General features: G+C 56.0%; 20 protein-coding genes and 1 pseudogene. 19 read left to right on the top strand and 2 right to left on the bottom strand.

What is annotated here, in order from left to right:
* Nucleotides 1–137 precede the first annotated feature (137 nt).
* The 7 genes and pseudogenes from FD34_RS02895 (at nt 138) to FD34_RS02865 (ending at nt 6,379) form a co-directional block, all read left to right on the top strand.
* Nucleotides 138–1,063, top strand: a pseudogene (locus tag FD34_RS02895) (sugar-binding transcriptional regulator).
* Between the two features lie 83 nt (nt 1,064–1,146).
* Complete coding sequence (guaB, locus tag FD34_RS02890; protein ID WP_057806612.1) at nt 1,147–2,289, top strand: IMP dehydrogenase; 1,143 nt, start codon at nt 1,147–1,149, stop codon at nt 2,287–2,289.
* Nucleotides 2,290–2,504: 215 nt separating this feature from the next.
* On the top strand, nt 2,505–3,035 hold the full coding sequence (locus FD34_RS02885; RefSeq protein ID WP_235805975.1) for a hypothetical protein: 531 nt from the start codon (nt 2,505–2,507) through the stop codon (nt 3,033–3,035).
* A 96-nt stretch (nt 3,036–3,131) separates the two neighbouring features.
* Nucleotides 3,132–3,821 (top strand): response regulator transcription factor CroR, encoded by a 690-nt coding sequence (croR, locus tag FD34_RS02880; RefSeq protein WP_057806610.1) that lies wholly within the window; start codon nt 3,132–3,134, stop codon nt 3,819–3,821.
* 19 nt (nt 3,822–3,840) lie between these two features.
* Nucleotides 3,841–4,977 (top strand): sensor histidine kinase, encoded by a 1,137-nt coding sequence (locus FD34_RS02875; protein WP_057806609.1) that lies wholly within the window; start codon nt 3,841–3,843, stop codon nt 4,975–4,977.
* Nucleotides 4,978–5,122: 145 nt separating this feature from the next.
* A complete protein-coding gene (locus FD34_RS02870) occupies nt 5,123–5,986 on the top strand; it encodes an AzlC family ABC transporter permease (protein WP_057806608.1) in 864 nt (287 codons plus the stop codon).
* A gap of 12 nt (nt 5,987–5,998) precedes the next feature.
* The gene (locus tag FD34_RS02865) at nt 5,999–6,379 is read left to right on the top strand and encodes an AzlD domain-containing protein (RefSeq protein ID WP_057806607.1); all 381 of its coding nucleotides are present in this window, start codon (nt 5,999–6,001) and stop codon (nt 6,377–6,379) included.
* 44 nt (nt 6,380–6,423) lie between these two features.
* Here FD34_RS02865 and FD34_RS02860 read toward each other — a convergent pair whose 3' ends face one another.
* On the bottom strand, nt 6,424–7,395 hold the full coding sequence (locus tag FD34_RS02860; protein ID WP_057806606.1) for a DNA-methyltransferase: 972 nt from the start codon (nt 7,393–7,395) through the stop codon (nt 6,424–6,426).
* A 453-nt stretch (nt 7,396–7,848) separates the two neighbouring features.
* Here FD34_RS02860 and FD34_RS02855 point away from each other — a divergent pair, with 453 nt between their 5' ends.
* The 7 genes from FD34_RS02855 to FD34_RS02825 all read left to right on the top strand — a co-directional run bounded on the left by FD34_RS02855 (nt 7,849) and on the right by FD34_RS02825 (nt 14,345).
* A complete protein-coding gene (locus tag FD34_RS02855; protein ID WP_057806605.1) occupies nt 7,849–8,778 on the top strand; it encodes an aspartate carbamoyltransferase catalytic subunit in 930 nt (309 codons plus the stop codon).
* A 16-nt stretch (nt 8,779–8,794) separates the two neighbouring features.
* Entirely contained in the window at nt 8,795–10,084 is a 1,290-nt protein-coding gene (locus FD34_RS02850; protein ID WP_057806604.1) for a dihydroorotase, read from the top strand.
* The gene (locus FD34_RS02845) at nt 10,081–11,007 is read left to right on the top strand and encodes a dihydroorotate dehydrogenase (RefSeq protein WP_057806603.1); all 927 of its coding nucleotides are present in this window, start codon (nt 10,081–10,083) and stop codon (nt 11,005–11,007) included. Before FD34_RS02850 ends, FD34_RS02845 begins: the two co-directional genes overlap by 4 nt.
* Nucleotides 10,989–11,723, top strand: coding sequence for an orotidine-5'-phosphate decarboxylase (pyrF, locus tag FD34_RS02840; RefSeq protein WP_083479810.1), 735 nt, complete (start codon nt 10,989–10,991; stop codon nt 11,721–11,723). Before FD34_RS02845 ends, pyrF begins: the two co-directional genes overlap by 19 nt.
* A gap of 15 nt (nt 11,724–11,738) precedes the next feature.
* Entirely contained in the window at nt 11,739–12,392 is a 654-nt protein-coding gene (gene pyrE, locus FD34_RS02835) for an orotate phosphoribosyltransferase (RefSeq protein ID WP_057806601.1), read from the top strand.
* 211 nt (nt 12,393–12,603) lie between these two features.
* Complete coding sequence (locus FD34_RS02830) at nt 12,604–13,032, top strand: hypothetical protein (protein WP_057806600.1); 429 nt, start codon at nt 12,604–12,606, stop codon at nt 13,030–13,032.
* Entirely contained in the window at nt 13,029–14,345 is a 1,317-nt protein-coding gene (locus tag FD34_RS02825; protein WP_057806599.1) for a glycosyltransferase family 2 protein, read from the top strand. The genes FD34_RS02830 and FD34_RS02825 overlap by 4 nt, the downstream gene beginning before the upstream one ends.
* Before the next feature lie 104 nt (nt 14,346–14,449).
* Here the strand turns inward: FD34_RS02825 and FD34_RS02820 are convergent, their stop codons facing one another.
* A complete protein-coding gene (locus FD34_RS02820) occupies nt 14,450–15,625 on the bottom strand; it encodes an SAM-dependent methyltransferase (protein ID WP_057806598.1) in 1,176 nt (391 codons plus the stop codon).
* 145 nt (nt 15,626–15,770) lie between these two features.
* On the opposite strand from FD34_RS02820, the gene FD34_RS02815 reads away from it, so the two are divergent.
* From FD34_RS02815 to purB, 5 genes are all read left to right on the top strand, one after another.
* Complete coding sequence (locus FD34_RS02815; protein WP_057806613.1) at nt 15,771–16,790, top strand: AI-2E family transporter; 1,020 nt, start codon at nt 15,771–15,773, stop codon at nt 16,788–16,790.
* Nucleotides 16,791–16,944: 154 nt separating this feature from the next.
* Nucleotides 16,945–18,606, top strand: coding sequence for a formate--tetrahydrofolate ligase (locus FD34_RS02810; RefSeq protein ID WP_057806597.1), 1,662 nt, complete (start codon nt 16,945–16,947; stop codon nt 18,604–18,606).
* Between the two features lie 157 nt (nt 18,607–18,763).
* Nucleotides 18,764–19,249 (top strand): 5-(carboxyamino)imidazole ribonucleotide mutase, encoded by a 486-nt coding sequence (gene purE, locus FD34_RS02805; protein ID WP_057806596.1) that lies wholly within the window; start codon nt 18,764–18,766, stop codon nt 19,247–19,249.
* Between the two features lies 1 nt (nt 19,250).
* Nucleotides 19,251–20,366: a 5-(carboxyamino)imidazole ribonucleotide synthase gene (gene purK / locus FD34_RS02800; RefSeq protein WP_191980195.1), complete on the top strand. Its 1,116-nt coding sequence runs from the start codon at nt 19,251–19,253 to the stop codon at nt 20,364–20,366.
* A 72-nt stretch (nt 20,367–20,438) separates the two neighbouring features.
* Nucleotides 20,439–21,734: an adenylosuccinate lyase gene (purB, locus tag FD34_RS02795; RefSeq protein ID WP_057806594.1), complete on the top strand. Its 1,296-nt coding sequence runs from the start codon at nt 20,439–20,441 to the stop codon at nt 21,732–21,734.
* Nucleotides 21,735–21,809 lie beyond the last annotated feature (75 nt).

Genomic DNA, 21,809 nt, shown 5'->3' with positions numbered 1-21,809 from the left:
ATGAAACCCCATATGAAGTATTTTTTGACAAACCGTTGCACTTAGTTTGACAATTCGCCTGAAATAAAAAACAAGGGCCTGTGACAGTGATCCTGTGGCAGTTCCCTTGTTTTTGCGTATAAAGGGGAGGAAGAACAATGGATGGAGAAAACAAGAAAGTTGCCCTGGCCCTCAAGGTGGCGACCCTCTACTACCGGGACGGCTTCAACCAGCAGGAAATCGCCAGTGAGCTAAACATTTCCCGGGCGACGGTCTCCCGCTTGCTCCAATACGGCCGTGACCAGGGATTGGTGATAACCCCCTGGCGCCACTCCACCAGCTTCAGGGGGACCTGATGGCCAAGTACCCGAGCCTCAAGCAGGCAATCATCGTGCCAGGTAAGAGCAATCCACTCGAGGAGGTCGGGATTGCCGGGGCCCACTATATTGAGAAGATCGTCAAGAACGACGACATCATCGGTCTGGGCTGGGGGAAGACGGTCTACCAGGTCGCCCTCCACATCACGCCTAAGGATGTCTCAGGAATCAAGGTCGTCCAGATGAAGGGGTCGATGGCCAACACTGAGACCCGTAACTACGCCTTCGAGACGGTCAATACCTTTGCTAGTGCCTTCAATACCCTGCCCCAGTACTTGCCGGTGCCGGTCATCTTCGACCACGCCAAGACCAAGGAACTGGTTGCCAATGATACCCACATCAAGTACATCCTCAGGCTGGGCCAGCAGGCTAACATCGCCGTCTTCACGGTCGGGACGGTCCGCGATTCTGCCCTGCTCTTTCGCCTGGGTTACTTTACCGAGCGGGAACGGAAGATCCTTCAGCGGGAGGCGGTGGGGGACATCTTCTCCCGCTTCATCGATGCCCGTGGTCAGATCGTGAACCAGGACATCAACGAGCGGACAATCGGCATCCGGTTGGCCGCGCTGAAGAAGAAAAAACACAGTATCCTGGTGGCGGCCAATGTGGCCAAGGTTCCAGCAATTCACGGGGCGCTGGTGGCTGGATACGCCAATACCCTGGTGATTGACCAGGAAAGTGCGAACAATCTCCTGGAATTTTCCTAATAATTTTAGTTTTTTGCTATTGACCTCGGCGGTGATTCCTAGTAGAGTTGACCTAATCAAAAACTAAGGAGCGTGTTTGAGCGATGTCAAATTGGGACACAAAGTTTGCCAAGAAGGGTTTAACGTTCGACGATGTTCTGCTAATTCCGGCAGAAAGCCATGTTTTACCGAATGAGGTTGATTTAAGTACTCAACTAGCAGATAACTTGAAACTCCACATTCCGTTGATCAGTGCCGGGATGGACACCGTCACGGAAGGACCAATGGCAATTGCGATGGCCCTGCAGGGTGGCCTTGGGGTTGTTCATAAGAACATGTCGATCCAGGCCCAGGCAAGTGAAGTGGCTAACGTCAAGAGTGTAGTGGTACCGGCCAGCGCTATCAAGGCCGCGGTGGATGACCAGAACCGGCTTCTCTGTGCCGCAGCTGTCGGGGTGACCAGCGATACCTTTGAACGGGCCGAGGCTCTCCTGAAGGCCGGCGCCGATGCAATCGTCATCGACACTGCTCACGGTCATTCCGCGGGAGTCCTGCGCAAGATCAAGGAGATTCGCGACCACTTCCCAGTCGTGACCCTGATTGCCGGGAACGTTGCCACTGGTGAAGCAACCGCGGCCCTCTTTGACGCCGGGGTTGACGTGGTCAAGGTCGGTATCGGCCCTGGCTCCATCTGCACGACCCGGGTGGTAGCTGGTGTCGGTGTGCCACAGATCACCGCGATCTATGACGCCGCCTCGGTGGCCCGCGAATACGGTAAGCCGATCATCGCCGACGGGGGGATCAAGTACTCCGGTGACGTGGTCAAGGCCCTGGCCGCCGGTGGGAACGCGGTCATGCTTGGGAGTATGCTTTCCGGGACGACCGAGGCCCCTGGTGAGGTCTTCGAGGACCATGGTAAGAAGTACAAGGCCTACCGGGGGATGGGTTCCGTCGGTGCGATGGCCCAGGCCCACGGTTCCTCCGACCGTTACTTCCAGGGTGGCGTCAACGAGGCCAACAAGCTGGTTCCGGAAGGGATCGAAGCCCGCGTGGAATACAAGGGAGATGTTTCCGACATTGTCTTCCAGATCGACGGTGGCCTGCGCTCCGGGATGGGCTACGTTGGTGCACCAGACATTCCAACCCTGATCGACAAGGCCCAGTTTGTTCAAATCACGAATGCCGGCCTGCGTGAATCCCACCCGCACGATGTTCAGATCACTAAGGCAGCACCAAATTACAAGTAATATCAGGCTGGCTAGCGAAACGCTTTTTGCCGACATAGCATCAAGGAGAACTCTGCGTGAGCTCTCCTTTTTTGTTGTGTCCGGATTCACAGAAACTGGTACAATAAAGAAGAGACTAATTTGCTGATTCGTTATGAAAAGTGAGAGGAGGAAGGCCCATGAATTATCAAATGCTTCTATTGGGCCTAGCGGGGTTATGTGTACTACTATTCCTAGTGCAATGGATCCGTCAGGCCCGGCACGCCCTACACGGTGGGACCCGGCCGCTTGCCCAGACTCACCCGGTGTTGAACTGGTGCCTGTTGCTTGTGGCCGTCTTGGCCGGTGCCGGGGGTAGCATCAGTAACACGCAGACGGAAGCCGCTACCAGCCAGGCCGCCCAGTCGTCGTCGATCAAAGCTCGGCGTACGGAACGGGGGTCGAGTAGTTCGGTCGCTAAACAGACCATGGCGAACACCACAAATAATAACCGGCAGGGTGAACAAAAGCCGACTAAGCAGCCAGTCCCGGATCGGCAGAGTATCCGGCTTGACCAGAATGGCCGCGCCGCCTTGAACAACTTTGCGGTACCGGCTAAGAACCAGCTGCAGGTTATCGACGCGGGTAGTGGGAATGTCTTACAGACGTTTCCTGGCCAACCCAATGCTGGTGCGGTCAACTACACCTTCACCAGAGCCGGTAACTATTACCTGGTATTGACGGATGGTCAGCAGACGAAGACCATCGTAGTCAACGTCAGCCGCTAAGATTTCCTTAAGGTCAGCGACGAACGCCGACTTCTAAGACACGAATTAGTTATAATTGATAGAAATTTAGAGACAACTGTGAAGGAGTGGCCGTAAATGAAGATTTTAGTTGTCGATGATGATAAAGAGATTGTACAGCTGCTGGAGATTTATATCCGCAACGAGGGCTATGAGCCGGTGGCCGCCTACAATGGTAAGGAAGCCCTGACCAAATTGAACACCAACCCGGACATCGCCCTAGTAATATTGGACCTGATGATGCCTGAGATGGACGGGATGGAGATCATCAAGCAGGTACGTAAGGATTCGGATATTCCAATCCTCGTCCTGTCCGCTAAGACGGCCGACATGGACAAGATTCAGGGCCTGATCAGCGGGGCCGACGATTACGTTACTAAGCCGTTCAACCCGTTGGAGGTCATGGCCCGGGTCAAGTCCCTGTTACGCCGGAGCCAGGGGGAGGTCACTAATGGCCAGCCGGACGTCCTCAACGTCGGGCCGCTGATCATCAACAAGGACTCCCACGAGGTCAAGACGATCAAGGGGGACACGATTCAGCTGACGGCCCTGGAATTCGGTATTCTCTACCTACTGGCCAGCCACCCGAACCGGGTCTTCTCCGCCGATGACATCTTTGAGCGGGTATGGCAACAGGAGAGCGTGGTTTCCGCCAAGACGGTGATGGTCCACGTCAGCCACCTGCGGGATAAGATCGAAGAGGCCACGAACGGCGAAAAGGTGATTCAGACGGTCTGGGGTGTCGGCTACAAGATTGAGAACCACTAGTCACTGAGGGGGTTCAAGTGTGAAGCTAACTGGACGTGAAAAAAGTTCACTGATTTTTGAAGGGGTTATCACGGTCATCCTGCTGATCCTGCTGAATATGGCCGTCCTGACCATCATTCAGGATGTCATTCAGTCCAACCCCGGGGTCACCAGCGGGATCTTCATGATTAAACAGTCGCTTAAGATCGGTCCAATGCAGGCACAGACCTGGTCTTACCAGCGGGTCCTGATCATCTTTTTGGTCCTGATCGACGTCTGGGTTGTCTGGTGGCGATTACGGCGACGTTACCACCTTTACCTGATGAACCACATCATCGGTGAGCTCCACTACATCGCCCAGGGACACCTCGACCACCGGATTCCCTTCCGGCTCAAGGGGAGTGAGCAGCACGTGATCACCAGTGTCAATGCCCTAGTTGATAGCGCCGTCCAGTCGATGGACGATGAGCGTAAGATCGAGAAATCCAAGGACGAACTAATCACCAACGTCAGCCATGACCTGCGGACCCCACTGACCAGCATCATCGGCTACCTCGGCCTGATCGAGGACAAGCAGTACCAGAATGAAGAGGATATTCTCAAGTACACCCACATTGCCTACGAGAAGGCCAAACAGATGAAGAACCTGGTGGACGACCTCTTCGAGTACACCAAGGTTCAGCAACACGGGGCCCCCGTCAATATTATGTGGGTCGACCTTAACCAGTTGCTGGAACAGCTGACCGCCAGTTTTGCCCTGGAGGCTGATCGACGGGGGATCAAGATCAGCTCCAAGGTGGTCCCCAACCCCCTGATGATCGAGGCCGATCCCGAGAAGTTGGGCCGGGTCTTCAATAACCTGGTTGCCAACGCCTTCAAGTACGGCAACGGGGCCAGCTACATCCGAATCACCGCTCATCAGGAGCAGGACAAGGTCGTGGTCAAGGTCGCTAACGACGGGACCCCAATCCCGGAGAAGGCCCAGAGCCACCTCTTCGAGCGCTTCTACCGGGCTGAAGCGTCGCGGTCGCGGGCCACGGGCGGTACCGGCTTGGGTCTGGCGATCGTCAAGAGTATCGTTGACCTCCACCACGGTCAGGTGACAGTCAGCTCAGATGCTGACGAGACGGCCTTTATTGTCACCCTGCCTCTCAAGCAGGAACAGATAAACGAATAATTTTAAAAAGAATGAGGGATTTCATCGTAAATTCTTCATTCTTTTTATTTTTCACTATATTCATTAAAATTGGAGTGTGTTAAACTGAAAGAGCATTGTATCGCTTCAATTTGATAAAAAGATGACGATAATTGGAGGAAATTCTGTGGCTAAAGCGCAAATAAATCCAGAAAAAGCACGATGGCTAGAAGTCTTAGGCATTGCAATGCCGCTCTGCCTTAGCTATATTCCAATCGGATTAGCTTGTGGAATTTTATTACACGCAGCGGGCTTTAACTTTATCATGACCCTTGTGGTGTCAATCGTGGTTTTCTCTGGCGGGGCCCAGTTTATTCTGGCGTCGTTATTGACCATTCATGCACCATTGACATCAATCTTCATGACCCTGTTCTTCTTGGAACTGCGATACGCGCTCCTGGGGTCAAGTCTTTCTAAATACATCAAAAATGAATCACAACACTTTATCTGGCTCTTCGCCGTTTCGATGAACGATGAAAACTATGCGGTGAACTACCTAAAGTTTGCCACTGATAAGAAGTGGACCCCCAAGGACGGGCTGCTAGTCGAGCACTACTCCCTGATCTCCTGGTCGGTGGCCAACATGGTCGGTGGTCTGATTGGGAGCACGATCTCAATCAACCTGGAAGTGGTGGACTTCGCCCTGACGGCGCTCTTCCTCTACATGGTCGTGATGCAGGTTCGTAACCACCTGACCCTGTTGATCTGCCTGCTTTCGGCGGTTCTGGCCGTGTTCTTCCTGGTTCTCACCAAGAGCACGTTGGGGATCGTGATCGCCACGCTGATTGCCTCCTTCATCGGCTTCCTGATTGAAAACACGGTCCGCAAGCACAGTAAGGATCCCGACAGCAACTGGTTCCTGACCAAGCTCTTCCGGCCGATGGCTACCCGGATCACGGTGGAAGACCAGCAGGAACGGCGTGAACTGAAGAAAGTTAAGCAACAGCTGGATGCGGATCGGGAACAGACCCCATCCGAGCACGATGATTAGTGGAGACTAGGTATGGAACAACTATTTAGTAATTTGCCCTTATTGATTTCCGACAGCGGTAACAGTAAAACCTTGTATCATATCATTGTCATTATCTTCGCGGCGTTTGCGGCATTCATTCCTCGTTACTTCCCGATTTTATTCTTCTCGACCCGGAAGATTCCGGAATGGTTCAACGAGTGGATGAAGTACGTCCCGGTCAGCCTCTTCACTGCCCTGATCGTGAAGGGGATCTTCGTGACGACGGCCGGCTACCACTTTGTTCCGTTTGGTCACGTCGAACAGATTCTGGCAGCCTTGGTCGTGATGGTGGTTGCCTACTTCACCCGGTCGATGGCGATCTCGGTTGTTGGCGGTCTAGTTGCGGTCTGGTTGCTGAGCATGGTAATTTAATTAGAATTAAAAGGCACATTGTCCGTAGGTGGGCAATGTGCCTTTTAGAATAGCTTGGTTTGGTTCGACTTTTGGTGTCGGTGCTGGGCGGCCAGGGTGTTGCGCTCCCAGAAAACCCCGTCCGTGTAGCCTTGAATGCTGTCGCCAGTGGACGTCTGTTGGAGGCGGTATTCCCCCCAGGCGGTGTAGAGGAGGCTCTGTTCGATGCCGATGAAGTGGCGGCCGAGTTTCTTAGCGGTGACCAGACTCGATCCGGCACCGGCGAAGGGGTCCAAGATCAAGTCGCCGGGGTTGGAGCTGGCCAGGATGACCTTGGCGAGCAGCTTCTCTGGTTTCTGGGTCGGGTGACCGGTGTTTTCGGGCATCGACCAGTAGGGAATTGAGATGTCGTCCCAGAAGTTGGAGGGCATCGTGTCTCTAAAGCGGCCGTTGGCGGTCTCCTCCCAATCGCGGGCCTGACCATCGACGCGGTAGGGGGCGATCACCTGCCGCCGCTGCTTGACCTGGTCGACGTTGAAGGTGTAGTCGTGTGGGCTGCGGGTGAGAAACCAGATATCCTCCATCCCGTTCTTCCAGTTGGTCAGGGCACCGCGGCCCTTCTCACGTTGCCAGGTGATCCGGTTCTGGATGGTGAAGTTGCGTTCCAGGACCGGAGTCAGGGCAATGCTGGTCTGCCAGTCAGCAAAGACGTAGAGGCTGGCCTGGGGCTTAAGACGGGGCAGGAGGGCATCGACCCAGCGCTGGGTATAGGCCTGGTAGTTCGCGTCACTCATCTTCTTGAAGTTGAGGCCGTCGTACTGCTTATTGAGGTTGTAGGGTGGGTCAACAATTGCCAGGTCGGCCAGCTGGTCGGGCAGGCGGGTTAGAACCTTAAAGGCGTCCCCGTTAATGGTCTGATCGACCACCACATTCCGGTCTTCTAGCTGGTCGTTTTCATGCAGGATCCGATCGAGAACGCCGGCCGGGGCATCAGCCAGGGAGAAATCAATGGTCTTGTTGCGTGGTGATTTTGACATAGGCCCCTCCTTAAAAAATTATTGCTAACTAAGATCATACCATACCGGCCCGCTGGAAGAAATTTTAGGTCGGGTGTTGACAAGCTCCCGGAAAGCGGCTAGTATTATGAGCAATCGGAATACCTTTAACTTAGTCCAGCGAGGCTAGGAAGGATTTAACTGAGCGTTAGAATAATTCGACCTTCTTAGCCACTGCTGAGGAGGCCATTTTTATGCAGAATTTCCCCGGCCAAATCAGTAGTGGCGGCGGGTGCTCGCCCACGTAATCAAATAGGTATTTTTGAAGAAGCTGAGCCATTTAATTGTCTCCCGTGAGAGCAGAATCGGTGCAGTGTTTTCAGCCTATCTACATAAGCAAAAAAACACACTAAAAGCAGCGTGACCGCAAACCAGGAGACTGGATCGGTTGACGCTGCTTTTGTCGCTTATGTACATAAAAAGGAGATCTATTTGATGATTAGTACTGAACGCATTCAACCAAACGTTGTCACGGTTGCCGACATGGACGCGGCCGACGCCCTGGACCTGATCAACGAGGCCGAGGAATACAAGCACGGCAAGAAGACGGAACTCACCCGCCCGGCTTACGCTGCCAACCTCTTCTTCGAAAACTCTACCCGGACCAAGACCAGCTTCCAGATGGCGGAGATGAAGCTTGGCATACACGTCATGCAGTTCGAAGCGGGCACCAGTTCGGTCAAGAAGGGGGAGAGCCTCTACGACACCGTCAAGACGATGGAATCGATCGGGGTTGACGTCGCCGTCATCCGCCACCCCGAAAACGAATACTACCGGGATCTGATCAAGCACCCCGGCTTAAAGATCGGGATCGCCAACGGTGGTGACGGGAGCGGCCAGCACCCATCCCAATGTATGCTCGACATGATGACGATCCACGAAGAGTTCGGCAACTTCACCGGGCTTAGGGTCCTGATCATCGGTGACCTCGCCCACTCCCGGGTAGCCCATTCCAACGCCATGATGCTTAACCGGCTGGGCGCTGAGGTCTACTTCGCCGGCCCTCAGGAATGGTACGACGACGAACTTGCCCAGTACGGAACCTTCGGCGATTTAGACGAACTCCTGCCGCAGATGGACGTTGTCAACCTCCTCCGGGTCCAGAACGAACGCCTATCTGGGGCGGAGAACGGGGCCTTCGATGCTGAGAAGTACCACGAACAGTATGGCCTGACCCACAAGCGTTACAGCAAGATGAAGAAGGGGGCCATCATCATGCACCCGGCACCGGTCAACCGGGGAGTGGAAATCGACAGTGACCTGGTTGAGGCGCCAGACTCCCGGATCTTCCGTCAGATGCAGAACGGCGTCTTCGTCCGGATGGCCATCCTGAGCCGGATCCTTCGCTACAAGGACATTATGTAAGACGGGAGGCGCCAAGATGAGCCAAACCCTATTGAAGAACGGCCGCCGCGTGGTCACTGGCCAACTGGCCGCCAGTGACGTCTTGATCGAGGACGGTAAGATCGCCGCGGTCGGGACCAACCTCAGTGCCAACGATGATGCTACGGTGTATGACCTGGACAACAACCTGATCACGCCGGGCCTGGTCGACATTCACGTCCACCTGCGCGAGCCGGGCTACACTAACAAGGAGACGATCGCTACCGGTAGTCGGGCCGCGGCCCACGGTGGGTTTACCACCATCGCCGCCATGGCCAACCTGAAGCCGACCTGTGACACGCCGGAACGTTTCCACGCCCAGGAGGCCCGCAACGTCAAGGACGGTGCCGTCAAGATTATCCAGTATTCACCGGTTACCAAAGGCCGGGCGGGACAGGAACCAGTCGATGTCGCTGCCCAGTACGCCGCGGGAGCCCGCCTCTTCAGCGATGACGGGGCCGGGATCCAGGATGCCAGCGTCGTTTACCAGGCTATGCAACAGCTTGCCAAGTACGACCTCCCAATATGTGACCATGCCCAGGACAATCAGCTGGCCAACGGCGGGGTGATCAACGACGGTTCGGTTGCCAAGAAGATGGGTCTGCCGGGGATGCCGAAGATCAGTGAGACGGCCCAGATTGCCCGCAACATTGTGATCGCCCAGGCCACCGGAGCCCACTACCACGTCTGCCACGTTTCGACTAAGGAGAGCATTGAGCTGATCCGCCACGCCAAGCAGCTGGGGATCAACGTCACCTGTGAGGTCACGCCCCACCACCTCCTGCTGGCCGATGCGGATATCCTGGACGACGATGCCGAGTACAAGATGAACCCGCCGCTGCGTAGCCGGGAAGATCAGGAAGCCTGCCTGGCTGGCCTGCTTGACGGGACCATCGACTGCATTGCCACCGACCACGCTCCGCACACCGACACCGAGAAGCACCGGGGGTTTCTGGCCTCACCGAACGGGATCGTTGGTAGCGAGACCGCCTTTGCCCTCCTCTACACCCGCTACGTCAAGAACGGGATCTTCACCTTGGCCCAGCTGATCGACTGGCTGAGCGGGGCGCCCAAGCGGGTCTTCAAACTCGAAGACGCCGGGCAGCTGGCGGTTGGTGACCCGGCCGACATCGCGGTTTTTGACATTGACCACCAGACCACGATCATGCCCGACCAGTTCTTCTCTAAGGGGCACAACACCCCCTTCGTCGGTGATCGGGTCTACGGGGCGAGTGTAAAGACCTTTGTTGATGGCAAGCTTGTCTATGATCGGGAGGATACAGAATGAACGATGAACAACGATTAGCAGTCGAACTGCCGGGCCTTTCCCTGAAGAACCCCGTGATTGCCGCCAGCGGCACCTGCGGGTACGGGCAGGAGATCGCCAAGAATTACGACCTCAACCGACTGGGGTCCCTGGTGATGAAGTCAACCACTATGCACCCGCGGTCGGGAAATTCGCGGCCCCGGGTCTGCCATACGACGGCCGGCTGGCTGAACGCCAACGGCCTCCAGAATGTTGGCGTCGAGAACGTCATCGACGAGAAGATCCCTTGGCTCCAGGTTAACTACCCCAAGCTACCGGTGATCGCCAGCGTGGCCGGTTTCTCCACCGACGAATACGTAGCGGTCACCGACCGGCTGACGACTGGCGGCGGGGTCAACGCCCTGGAGCTGAACGTCTCCTGCCCTAACGTCAAGCATGGCGGTCTGGCGATGGGCACCGACCCGGCGACTTTGGAGCAATTGACCAAGCAGGTCGTCGCCGCGGCCCACGGGGTGCCGGTTTACGTCAAGCTGACGCCCAACGTGACCGCCATCGTGCCCCTGGCCCAGGCGGCCGAACGTGGTGGGGCCAACGGGCTGACGATGGTCAACACCATAACCGGGTTGAGCATCGACCTCAAGACCCGGCGCCCGGTCCTGGCGAACGTGACTGGTGGCTTGTCCGGCCCAGCCCTGAAGCCGCTGGCCCTACGGATGATCCACCAGGTCCGCAGCGTTTCGAAGATCCCCATTATCGGTGTGGGCGGGATCGAAAGCGCCGAAGATGTCCTGGAGTTTATGATGGCCGGGGCCAACGCGGTTGAGGTCGGTGCGGCCAGTTTCCATGACCCGCTGGCCCTGCCGAAAATTGTGGCGGAACTGCCGATGACAATGGATAAGTACGGGATTGAGAAGCTGACGGACCTATGGGAGGTAAGATTTTGAAACGTTATGTGCCAATGGTTGCAATTGACGTGGCAACCAAGGAAGCAGCGGTCAAGCTGTTTGACGAACTCGATGTGACGCCAAAGCCGATTGTCAAGATCGGCATGGAGATGTACTACGGATTGGGTCAGGAGATCGTCCGTGAGGCCCAGAAGCGCGGCTTCAAGATCTTCCTCGACCTGAAGCTTTACGATATCCCCAACACCGTCCACCGGGCGATGGCCGCGATCGGCCGGCTTGGCATCGACTTCACCACCATCCATGCGGCGGGCGGCACTGAGATGCTGACGGCGGGACTGGCCGGCCTGGAGGAGGGGGCGGTTGCGGCTGGTATTCGTCCGGCCAAGCTCCTGGCGATCACCCAGCTGACCTCGATTGATGACGAAATTCTGCATGAACAACAACACGTCGACCTGTCCCTGATTGAGTCGGTCCAGAACTACGCCCAGCTGGCGGAGAGCGTCGGCCTGGCCGGGGTGATCTGCTCGGCCCACGAGCTGCCGGCCATTCGTCAGGTGACCCGGCCCGACTTTCTCTGCATCACCCCCGGCATCCGGCAATCGCTGAAGGTCCATGATGACCAGAAGCGGGTTGTCACCCCGGCCCAGGCCCGCGAGCTCGGCAGTAACGGCATCGTGGTCGGTCGGCCAATCACCCAGAGTGCCGATCCGGTCGCAGCATACCAACAGATTCAGCAAGCATTTCTCGCAGATTAGGAGGAAAATTTAATCATGACTTATTCACAAAGTGTTGCTAAGGCATTATTAGACATTCACGCGGTGACCCTGAGCCCCGACAAACCCTACACCTGGGCCAGCGGGCTGAAGTCCCCAATCTACACGGACAACCGCCTGACGATCTCCTACCCCGATGTGCGTCAAGCCATTTACAACGGGATGGAGGAACAGATCAACCTCCACTTTGCGGATGCTGACGTGATCGCCGGGACCGCCACGGCTGGGATCCCGCACGCCGCCTGGGTGGCCCAGGAGATGGGGCTGCCAATGGTCTACGTTCGTTCTAAACCGAAGGACCACGGCCAGGGACACCAAGTTGAGGGGGTCCTCAAGCCGGGTCAGAAGGTGGTCGTGGTCGATGACCTGATCTCCACCGGCGGCAGTGTCCTCAATGCCGTCCGCGCCATCGACAATACCGGTGCCCAGGTGGTCGGGGTGGTAGCCGTCTTCACCTACCAGCTCCAGGCTGCCGAGCAGAACTTCCTGGCCAACGACCTTAAGTACTTCGCCGTCACCGACTACACGACGTTGATTGAGGAGGCCAAGGCCAGCAACCAGATCAGCACCGACCATCTCAAGTCCCTTCAGCAGTGGCGACAGGACCCGGTTAAGTGGAGCAATGATCATAAACTCAACGCTGTCGGCTAAGTGTCAACTAGAATTGATCTTCAAAAGTCACCAACGATAGTGGCTTTTTTGCGTTTCGCGCCCCGTAAAGGTGTATACTATGGGGCGTTTGAACGATTCGAACAGATTGCAACGGTTAGGAGATTGAAAAATTGAAAACGAAAAACGACGATGGGAGAGAGGTCACTTACCAGGATGACTACTTCGCCCGGCGGCACTGGGTCCGCAAGGTTTGGCAGACCCTGGTGGCGATCCTCTGCTGGCCCTGCTGGTGCCGTGCGTGGTCACCATCGGCACCTACCTCGCCTACATTACCGACGGGCGGCGGGGCATCTACTTCTGGCACTACCTAGAGGGCTTCAGCGAGTTGGACCTGCTGATCATCCTCCTTTTCATCATTGGCTTGGCAATGGCAATCTTCTGCCTACTGGTCGGGGGCATCCAGAACCGGCGGCGCAAGCGGGTCCTGGAGAAGAAGCCCCAGTATGACTTCCAGGAGAGTAATCGCCAGGTCGTCAAGGCGATGCAGCTGGCGGCCGACCGTTTCGGCTCTCGGCATTTTCGGCACACGGTGCGTTACTACCTGGTCAAGCCGGAGCAGAACTTTAGCCGTGATGATATCAAGGATACGATCAAGCAACGTGGGGAGGGGCAGAAATGATTTCCAACATTGTCAACGGTATCCAGTTGGGGCACGATCCCTGGATGATCGCCCTGCTGGTGGTCAACCTGGTCCTGTGCATCTACCCGATCATTGGGGCGATGTACTGGTTCTGGGGTGCGGTTGCTTACGCTCTTTTTCGTAAGCACGACGATGAGCTGGCTAGCCGGGACGAATTGAAACGACACCCCTTCATCACGATCATGGTGCCGGCCCACAACGAGGAGGTCATCATTGAAAGTACCCTCAACTACCTCCTCCACGACCTGCACTACCATCATTACGAGGTTCTGGTAATGGACGACGGGAGTACCGATCAGACGCCGGCAATCCTGGCCCGCCTCCAGCAGACTAATCCGCGCCTGCGGGTTGTCCGGATCGACGACAACCAGGGGAAGGCCCACGCCTTTAACGTCGGGATGTTCTTCGCCCGGGGTGAGTACATCCTGAGTAACGACGCCGACACGATCCCGGAGCCCGACGCCCTGGTCAAGTACATGCGCTACTTCGAGAGTCCGCGCGGGGTCAACTACGCGGCGGTCACCGCCAACATGGATGTCTATAACCGGACGACCTTGCTGGGTAAATCGCAGACGGTCGAGTTTTCCAGCATCGTCGGCATTATCAAGCGCAGCCAGACAGCGATTAATAACACCATGTACGCCTACAGTGGGGCCAACACGATGTATCGCAAGCGTTTCCTGATCAACGCCGGTGGCTTTCGCCAGGACCGGGCCACTGAGGACATCAGCATCGCCTGGGACCACACCTTCATGAACGTGGTGCCGCGCTTTGCCCCGGACATCGTCTTCCACATGAACGTTCCCGAGACCGTTCGTGACCTCTTCCGTCAGCGCAATCGTTGGGCCCAGGGCGGGACCGAGGTCTGGTTGACCAACTTCACTAAGACCTTTGCCCATTCCTGGCGCAACCGCTACGTCCTACCGATGGTATTGGACTCGACCATGTCCTTGGTCTGGTCCTTCTTCTTCGTCATCACGACAATCGTCTTCATCCTGTTGATGTGCTACTACCTCGGTGTCGGTAACTATGAGCGGATCTACCACGGGATCGTGATGAGTATGATCTTCGTCAATTTCCAGCTAATCGCCGGCCTCTTCCAGGTGCTGGCGGCCCTGATCCTCGACTTCCAGGGAACCAAGCTGAAGTACATCCTTTTCTCACCGCTCTACCTGCTCTTCACCTGGATCGTCAACCCGCTGACGATCATCATTACCTTCCACAAGGCCATCAAGACTATTCTGGGCTTTGGGAAGGGAACATGGAAGAGTCCCAAGCGCCGGACTAACTGAGTATTTAAACCAAAAAACGACCCGTACGGAAAATAGATCCGCACGGGTCGTTATTGGATTTAAAGTAGTTACGGAAAACCTAATAGGCTTGTTTCCCAGCTTTTTTACTTGGTCATGTAGTCACGGGTCATCGGCAGGTTCTTACCGGAAGCCCCCTTGGTGATCAGGTACTGGATGACGTCAATGTTACCGGACTCAAATGAGGCGGCGCAGGCCTGCAGGTAGAGGTCCCACATCCGGGTGAAGCGTTCACCCATCATATCCTGGATCTGGTTGCGGTGAGCGTTGAAGTTGGCGTCCCAGATCTCCAGGGTCCGCTGGTAGTGTCGGCGCAGCATTTCGATGTCGGCAATCTGCATCTGGTTCTCCTCAATATGCTGAACCATTTCGACCAGGCCGGGAACGTAGCCGCCGGGGAAGATGTACTTGCTGATCCAGCCGTTGTAGGCGCCACCCTGTTGCCGGGTGATCCCGTGGATGAGGGCAACCCCGTCATTCGTCAGGTAACGCTGGATGTCCTGGAAGTAGAGGCCCAGGTTTTCCTTGCCGACGTGTTCGAACATCCCGACCGAGGTGATGTAGTCCCACTGCCGGTCGCCAAGCTCCCGGTAGTCGACCAGCTTGACCTCGGCGACGTCTTCCAAGCCGTCCTTCTTGATCTGGTCTTGGACGAAGCGGTACTGTTCCTCACTTAGGGTGACCCCGGTGACCTTCAGCCCGTATTCCTTGGCCGCCGTCAGCATCAACGTCCCCCAGCCACAGCCGATGTCGAGGAAGGTCTTGCCTGGCTTCGGGTTGAGCTTCTTCAGGATGTGGTGGACCTTGTCTTCCTGAGCCTTGGTCAGGTCATCGTGGTTGCCGTCGGTGAAGTAGGCACAGGAGTAAGTCATCGTGTCGTCGAGCCAGAGCTTGTAGAAGTCGTTACCGACGTCGTAGTGGCTCTGGACGTCGGTTTCACTTTCCTTCTCGGAGTGGCCTTGCTTAGGCAGGAACTTGCGGAACTTGGAATTACGCATGAAACCGCCGGCACTCTCGTAGGCGGATTCAATCAGTTTTTGGATGCTGCCCTGGATTTCGATCTTGCCATCCATGTAGGCTTCCCCAAGTGCGATTGAGGCGTTCTTCGTGATGTCACGAATCGGGATCTTCTCCTTGAACGTAATGGTAACCTCGGGTTCGCCGTCACCGTAGACCACGCTTGATCCATCCCAGAAGTTTATCTTGACGGGGATGTTAAAGGAGTGGCTCAACAGTGACTTGTAGAACGTCTTTTCTAACATTAAAGCATCCTTCTTTCTCAAATAATGCAACTATTATAACACTCTGCTTTCAAGCCGGTAATTAATGACGTGCTCAGTTGCCAAAATCACCGCTTTAGATTAAAATCAAATTAGTTTATTAAATTTTTGAAGGGTGATGATTAACGTGACAGATGCCTGGCACCGCTTTATCAAGAACGTGGAGCTGCGCCGCTTCGTTGTCTTGCTTCTGATTATCTTTGTATTGTGGATGATGCGGTCGATGATGAACATGATCCTGTTCACCTTTATCCTGACCTTCATCGTGGTGAGCTGGATCCGCTTTGTTCAGCGCTGGTGGCCGCGGGTGGCGGTCAAGCCGCTGGTGATTTTGACCTACCTGGTATTACTGCTTCTGCTTTACTTTGGGGTGACCAAGTACCTCCCCGTGTTGGTACACCAGGTCGTTAAGATGGTCAACTCGGTCATCAAGTTTTACAGCAGTAAGGACGCGACGATCCTCTACCATTACATTAACCACTACGTCAGCTGGTCGACAATCATGGCCCAGGTCCGCCACGGGGTCAGTTTTGCCATTAGTGCCCTGACCAGCATCGGGGCGATCACGGTCACCTTCGTCCTGTCCTTGATCCTGAGTTTTTTCTTTGCCCTCGACCTGCGGGAGACGGCGACCTTCTCCAAGCTCTTTTTGAACAGCACTTTTGACTGGTTCTTCCAGGACTTGGCCTACTTTGGCAAGAAGTTTGTCAATACCTTTGGGGTTGTCCTCGAGGCCCAGTTCTTCATCGCCATCTGCAACACCGTCATCACGACGGTCTGCCTGCTCTTCATGGAGATGCCGCAGATCCTGGCCCTGGCGCTGGTGGTCTTCGTCTTCAGTCTGGTTCCGGTGGCTGGGGTGATCATTTCGACGATCCCGCTGAGCCTAGTTGCCTACTCGGTCGGCGGGATTCGCGACGTAATTTACATCATCGTGATGGTGATCGTCATCCACACGCTGGAGGCGTACGTTCTCAATCCGAAGTTCATGGCCAGCCAGACCGACCTACCGATCTTCTACACCTTCATCATCCTGCTGGTGGGGGAGCATTTCTGGGGGACCTGGGGGCTGATTGTTGGCGTACCAATCTTCACCTTCCTCTTGGATATCTTGGGGGTCAAATCGATCCGCAAAAAACGCGAATAAGTACTGAGCAGTCGAGCGCGCCGAGGCGTTCGGCTGCTTTTTTGCCTGAGGCTCCCTTTACTATTTGCTTCAAAACGTGTAATGTTAGAATATAGATTAACTTAAATTTGTTTTTAGTAGTTAAAGTTCGTATTTTAGAAAGGAATGACCCTCTATGATGACTGATATTGAGATCGCGGACCAGGCGAAGATGCAACCAATCACTGAGATTGCGGCTAAGATCGGCTTGAGTGAAGACGAGATCGAACAGTACGGTAAGTACAAGGCCAAGATCACCCTGCCAGTCACTGTGCACCCGGACAAGAAGCATAAGCTGGTCCTGGTAACCTCCATCAACCCCACGCCAGCTGGGGAGGGGAAGTCAACGGTCCTGGTCGGCCTCGGTGACGCCATGAACCAGCTTGGCCACCAGACGATCATCGCCATGCGGGAACCATCCATGGGCCCGGTCTTCGGGATCAAGGGCGGGGCAACTGGTGGCGGCTACAGCCAGGTGGTGCCGATGGAAGACATCAACCTCCACTTCACCGGTGACCTTCACGCCCTGACCAGTGCTAACAACACCCTGGCAGCCCTGGTCGACAACTACATCATGCGTGATAACCAGCTGGGTCTCGATCCGCGGCGGATTATCTGGAAACGGGTTGAGGACGTCAACGACCGGGTCCTGCGGAACGTGGTCACCGGTCTCGGTGGCATCATGCAGGGAGTTCCACGCCAGACCGGCTTCGACATCACGGCGGCCTCTGAAATGATGGCCATCCTCTGCCTGTCGACCAACCTGATGGACCTGAAGCGCCGGGTTGGTAAGATTGTTGTCGGCTACACTTACGATAAGCAGCCGGTGACGGTCGCCCAGCTCCACTTTGAGGATGCCATCACGATCCTGCTCAAGGACGCCATCAAGCCGAACCTCGTTCAGACCCTCGACCACACACCGACGATCATCCACGGGGGGCCATTTGCCAACATCGCCCACGGTTGTAACAGTGTTCTGGCCACCAAGACGGCCCTCCAGCTGGCCGATTACACCGTCACCGAGTCCGGCTTCGGTGCCGACCTGGGAGCAGAGAAGTTCATGGACATTAAGCGGCGCGTCCTCGGTAAGAACCCGGATGCCGTGGTCATCGTCGCTACAGTACGGGCCCTCGAATACAATGGGGGCGCCGAGTTGGCTGACCTGAAGGAGAAACACCTGCCGGAACTGAAGAAGGGGATGGCGAACCTTAACCGCCACATCAAGAACATGCAACGCTACGGGGTTCCGTTGGTCGTTGCCATCAACCACTTTGTGACCGACACCGACGCCGAGGTTCAGATGATCGCGGATAATTGTCGCCAGCTCGGCGTAAACGTGGTTACAGCAGATGCCTGGGCCAAGGGTGGCGCCGGTACCCAGGACCTGGCCCGTGAGGTTGTCTCCCTGACTGAGCAAAAGAGCGACTTTCACGAGCTCTACAGTCTGGACGCCAGCCCAGCGGAGAAGGTCGAGACCGTTGCTACTAAGATCTACGGGGCTCAGGACGTCGAATTCAGTCGTAAGGCCCAACGCCAGCTCAAGCAGTTTGCTGACCTCGGCTGGGACAAGCTGCCGGTCTGCATCGCCAAGACCCAGTACTCCTTCACCGACGATCAGACTCAGCTGGGGGCCCCAAGTGACTTCACCTTCCACATCCGTGAGTTTGTACCGAAGCTGGGGGCTGGTTTCATCGTCGCCCTGGCTGGCAACATGATGACGATGCCGGGCCTGTCCAAGGTTCCGGCGGCCGTCAACATGACGATCGACAAGGATGGCAAGATTACCGGATTGTTCTGATAATGTGAATCAAGAGTGGCTGATCAGGCCGCTCTTTTTCTTTTTTCCACGATTAAAACGAACAATAAGTAAAAAAATATAATTAAAGTTCGATAAAATAGTTGAAGTCGCCGGTGAGCTCTGCTATCTTTAAAGCAGTTTTAAGGAGGGACTAAGCATGAGTCAGATCAGTGTTGTAATGGGTAGTATGTCGGACTGGCCAACTGTCAAAGCAGCCTGTCAGATTCTCGACGAGTTTGGGGTCGACTATGATAAGCAGGTAATTTCTGCCCACCGGATGCCGGACGAAATGTTCGCCTTTGCTAAGGGCGCGGTGGCCAGGGGGACCAAGGTAATCATCGCCTGTGCCGGTGGGGCTGCCCACCTGCCAGGGATGATTGCCGCTAATACACCGTTGCCGGTGGTCGGTATTCCCGGGCAGACCAAGGCTCTCGGTGGGCTGGACTCCCTGCTGTCGATCGTTCAGATGCCGGCTGGAATCCCGGTGGCCACGACCGCAATCGGGGTGGCTGGGGCCAAGAACGCGGCCCTGTTGGCCCTGCAGATCCTCGGTATCAATGATGCTAAGATTCAGCAGGGGATCGTTGACTACCGGCAGCAGATGCACGACCGGGCGGTAGAAAGTGGGGCGCACCTTGACTAGGATGATTCAACAGGGAAAAACGATTGGGATCATTGGCGGTGGCCAGCTTGGGCAGATGATGGCCCTGGACGCCAAGCAGACGGGGATGAAGGTGCTCGTTCTCGATCCAACCCCGGCGTGTCCGGCCAGTCAGGTGGCGGACGACCAGATTGTGGCCCCTTACGCCGACGTCCAAGCGATTGAGGAGCTGGCTCGGCGGTCGGACGTTTTGACCTACGAGTTTGAAAATGTCGACCTCAAGGCCCTGGAGGATGTGGCGGATAGGGTCTACGTGCCCCAGGGGACCCACCTCCTCTACACGACCAAGAACCGGATCCGGGAGAAGACCTTCCTCCGCAACGCCGGCCTGCAGACGGCCCCCTTCATGGCCGTTAAGGACGCCGGTGACCTAAAGCGGGCGGTGGCCAAGATCGGCTACCCGAGCGTCCTTAAGACCTGCGAGGGTGGCTACGATGGTCATGGCCAGGAGGCCCTCCAGAGCGCCGCTGACCTAGCCAAGTGCGATGGCATCCTGTCGACCGGGGACGCCATCCTCGAGGGCTGGGTACCATTTAAGCTGGAGTGCTCCGTGATGGTGGCCCGCAACGAAAACGGCGAAGTGACCGTCTTCCCCGTTTCTGAGAACATTCACCACGATGAGATCCTCCACCTCAGCATCGTCCCGGCCCGGATTTCACCCGAACTGCGGGAACGTGCCCGGCAGATGGCTGCCCAGATTGCCGATGCTATCGACCTTCGCGGGATCCTGGGCGTTGAGATGTTCGTGACCGCTGATGGCCAGATCTACGTCAATGAGCTGGCGCCGCGGCCGCACAACTCGGGTCACTACTCGATCGAGGCCTGCAACTTCTCCCAGTTTGCTATTCACAACCGGGCGATCTGCAACTGGCCGCTGCCCAAGATTGACCTCCTCCAGCCGGTCGTGATGGTCAACGTCCTGGGCCAACACGTCGCCGGGGTGCGTGAGCAGATTACCCACCGGCCAAACTGGCATTTCCATGACTATGGGAAGGCTGAGGTCCGTCACAATCGGAAGATGGGCCACGTCACGATCCTAACCGACGATATTGATACTACCCTGGCAGAAATTGACAATACTGGTATCTGGCGGGAATAAAGTTCGCCTTTACGCCGAATGGTCACCTGTGCGATAATGATGGAGAATAAGAATTAGAGAGGGTTTTAACTGATGATTGATCGCTATACTAGTCCAGAGATGAAGAAGATTTGGAGCCTTGAGACCCAGTACCAGTGCTGGCTGGAGGTCGAGATTGCCGCTGACGAGGCCTGGAGTAAGCTTGGTCACATCCCGGCCGAAGATGTGGAGAAGATCAAGAAAAACGCCAAGTTCAGCGTGGACGGGATTGCCGAAATCGAGGCCGTCACTCACCATGATGTGATTGCCTTCACCCGTGACGTCTCCAAGTCCCTCGGTCCCGAACGCAAGTGGGTTCACTATGGGATGACCAGTACCGACGTGGTCGACACTGCCCAGGGGCTGCGTTTGAAAAAGGCGAACGATATCATCCGTCAGGACATCGTCGACTTCATGGCCGTATTGAAGGAACTGGCCGAGAAGTATAAGTACACCGTCTGCATGGGCCGGACCCACGGTGTGCACGCGGAACCAACCACCTTTGGCCTGAAGGCGGCCCGTTGGTACTCTGAGATGAAGCGTAACCAGGAACGGTTCGAGCACGTGGCCCGTGGTGTCGAGGCTGGTAAGATCTCCGGAGCGGTGGGGACCTTCGCCGAGATCGACCCCTTCGTCGAGAAGTACGTCTGTGACCGCCTCGGCCTGCGCGCCCAGGAGATCTCCACCCAAGTCCTGCCGCGTGACCTCCACGCCGAATACATCGCCACGATTGCCCTGATTGGGACCAGCATGGAGGAGATGGCCACCGAGATCCGTTCCCTCCAAAGAACTGAGATCCACGAGGTCGAGGAGCACTTTGCTAAGGGACAAAAGGGTTCTTCCGCTATGCCGCACAAGCGCAACCCGATCGGCTCAGAAAACATCTGCGGTTGTGCCCGGATGTTGCGGGGGTACATGGTCCCGGCCTACGAGGACGTGTCACTTTGGCATGAACGGGACATTTCCCATTCCAGCGCGGAACGGATGATCCTGCCGGACGCCACCTCCCTGATCGACTACATGCTGCGGCGTTTTGGCCGGATCCTCAAGAACCTTGACGTCTTCCCCGAGACGATGAAGAAGAATATGGACAAGACCCTGGGCCTGATTTACTCCGGCCGGGTCCTGCTCAAGTTGGTCAACTCCGGAATGACTCGGGAGGCTGCTTACGACCTAATCCAGCCTTACACTGCCAAGTGCTGGGCCGAACAGATTCCGTTCCGGCCACTCCTGGAGGCGGACCCGACGATCAAAAAACAGCTCACCAAGCAGGACCTTGACGGCGCCTTCGACTACCATTGGCACCTCCGCCACGTCGACGACATCTTTAATCGGGTTGGCTTAGAATAAGGATTAGAAAATGAGGCTGGGAAATAAGCTTCTCGGCGCCCTGTACGGCTAGGCCAGGACGGAGGTTGACGCTGA

This window comes from Limosilactobacillus pontis DSM 8475 (assembly GCF_001435345.1).
Classification (GTDB): domain Bacteria; phylum Bacillota; class Bacilli; order Lactobacillales; family Lactobacillaceae; genus Limosilactobacillus; species Limosilactobacillus pontis.
Note: the sequence above shows the minus strand (reverse complement) of the source record. Positions and strands in the feature narration are given on the sequence as shown.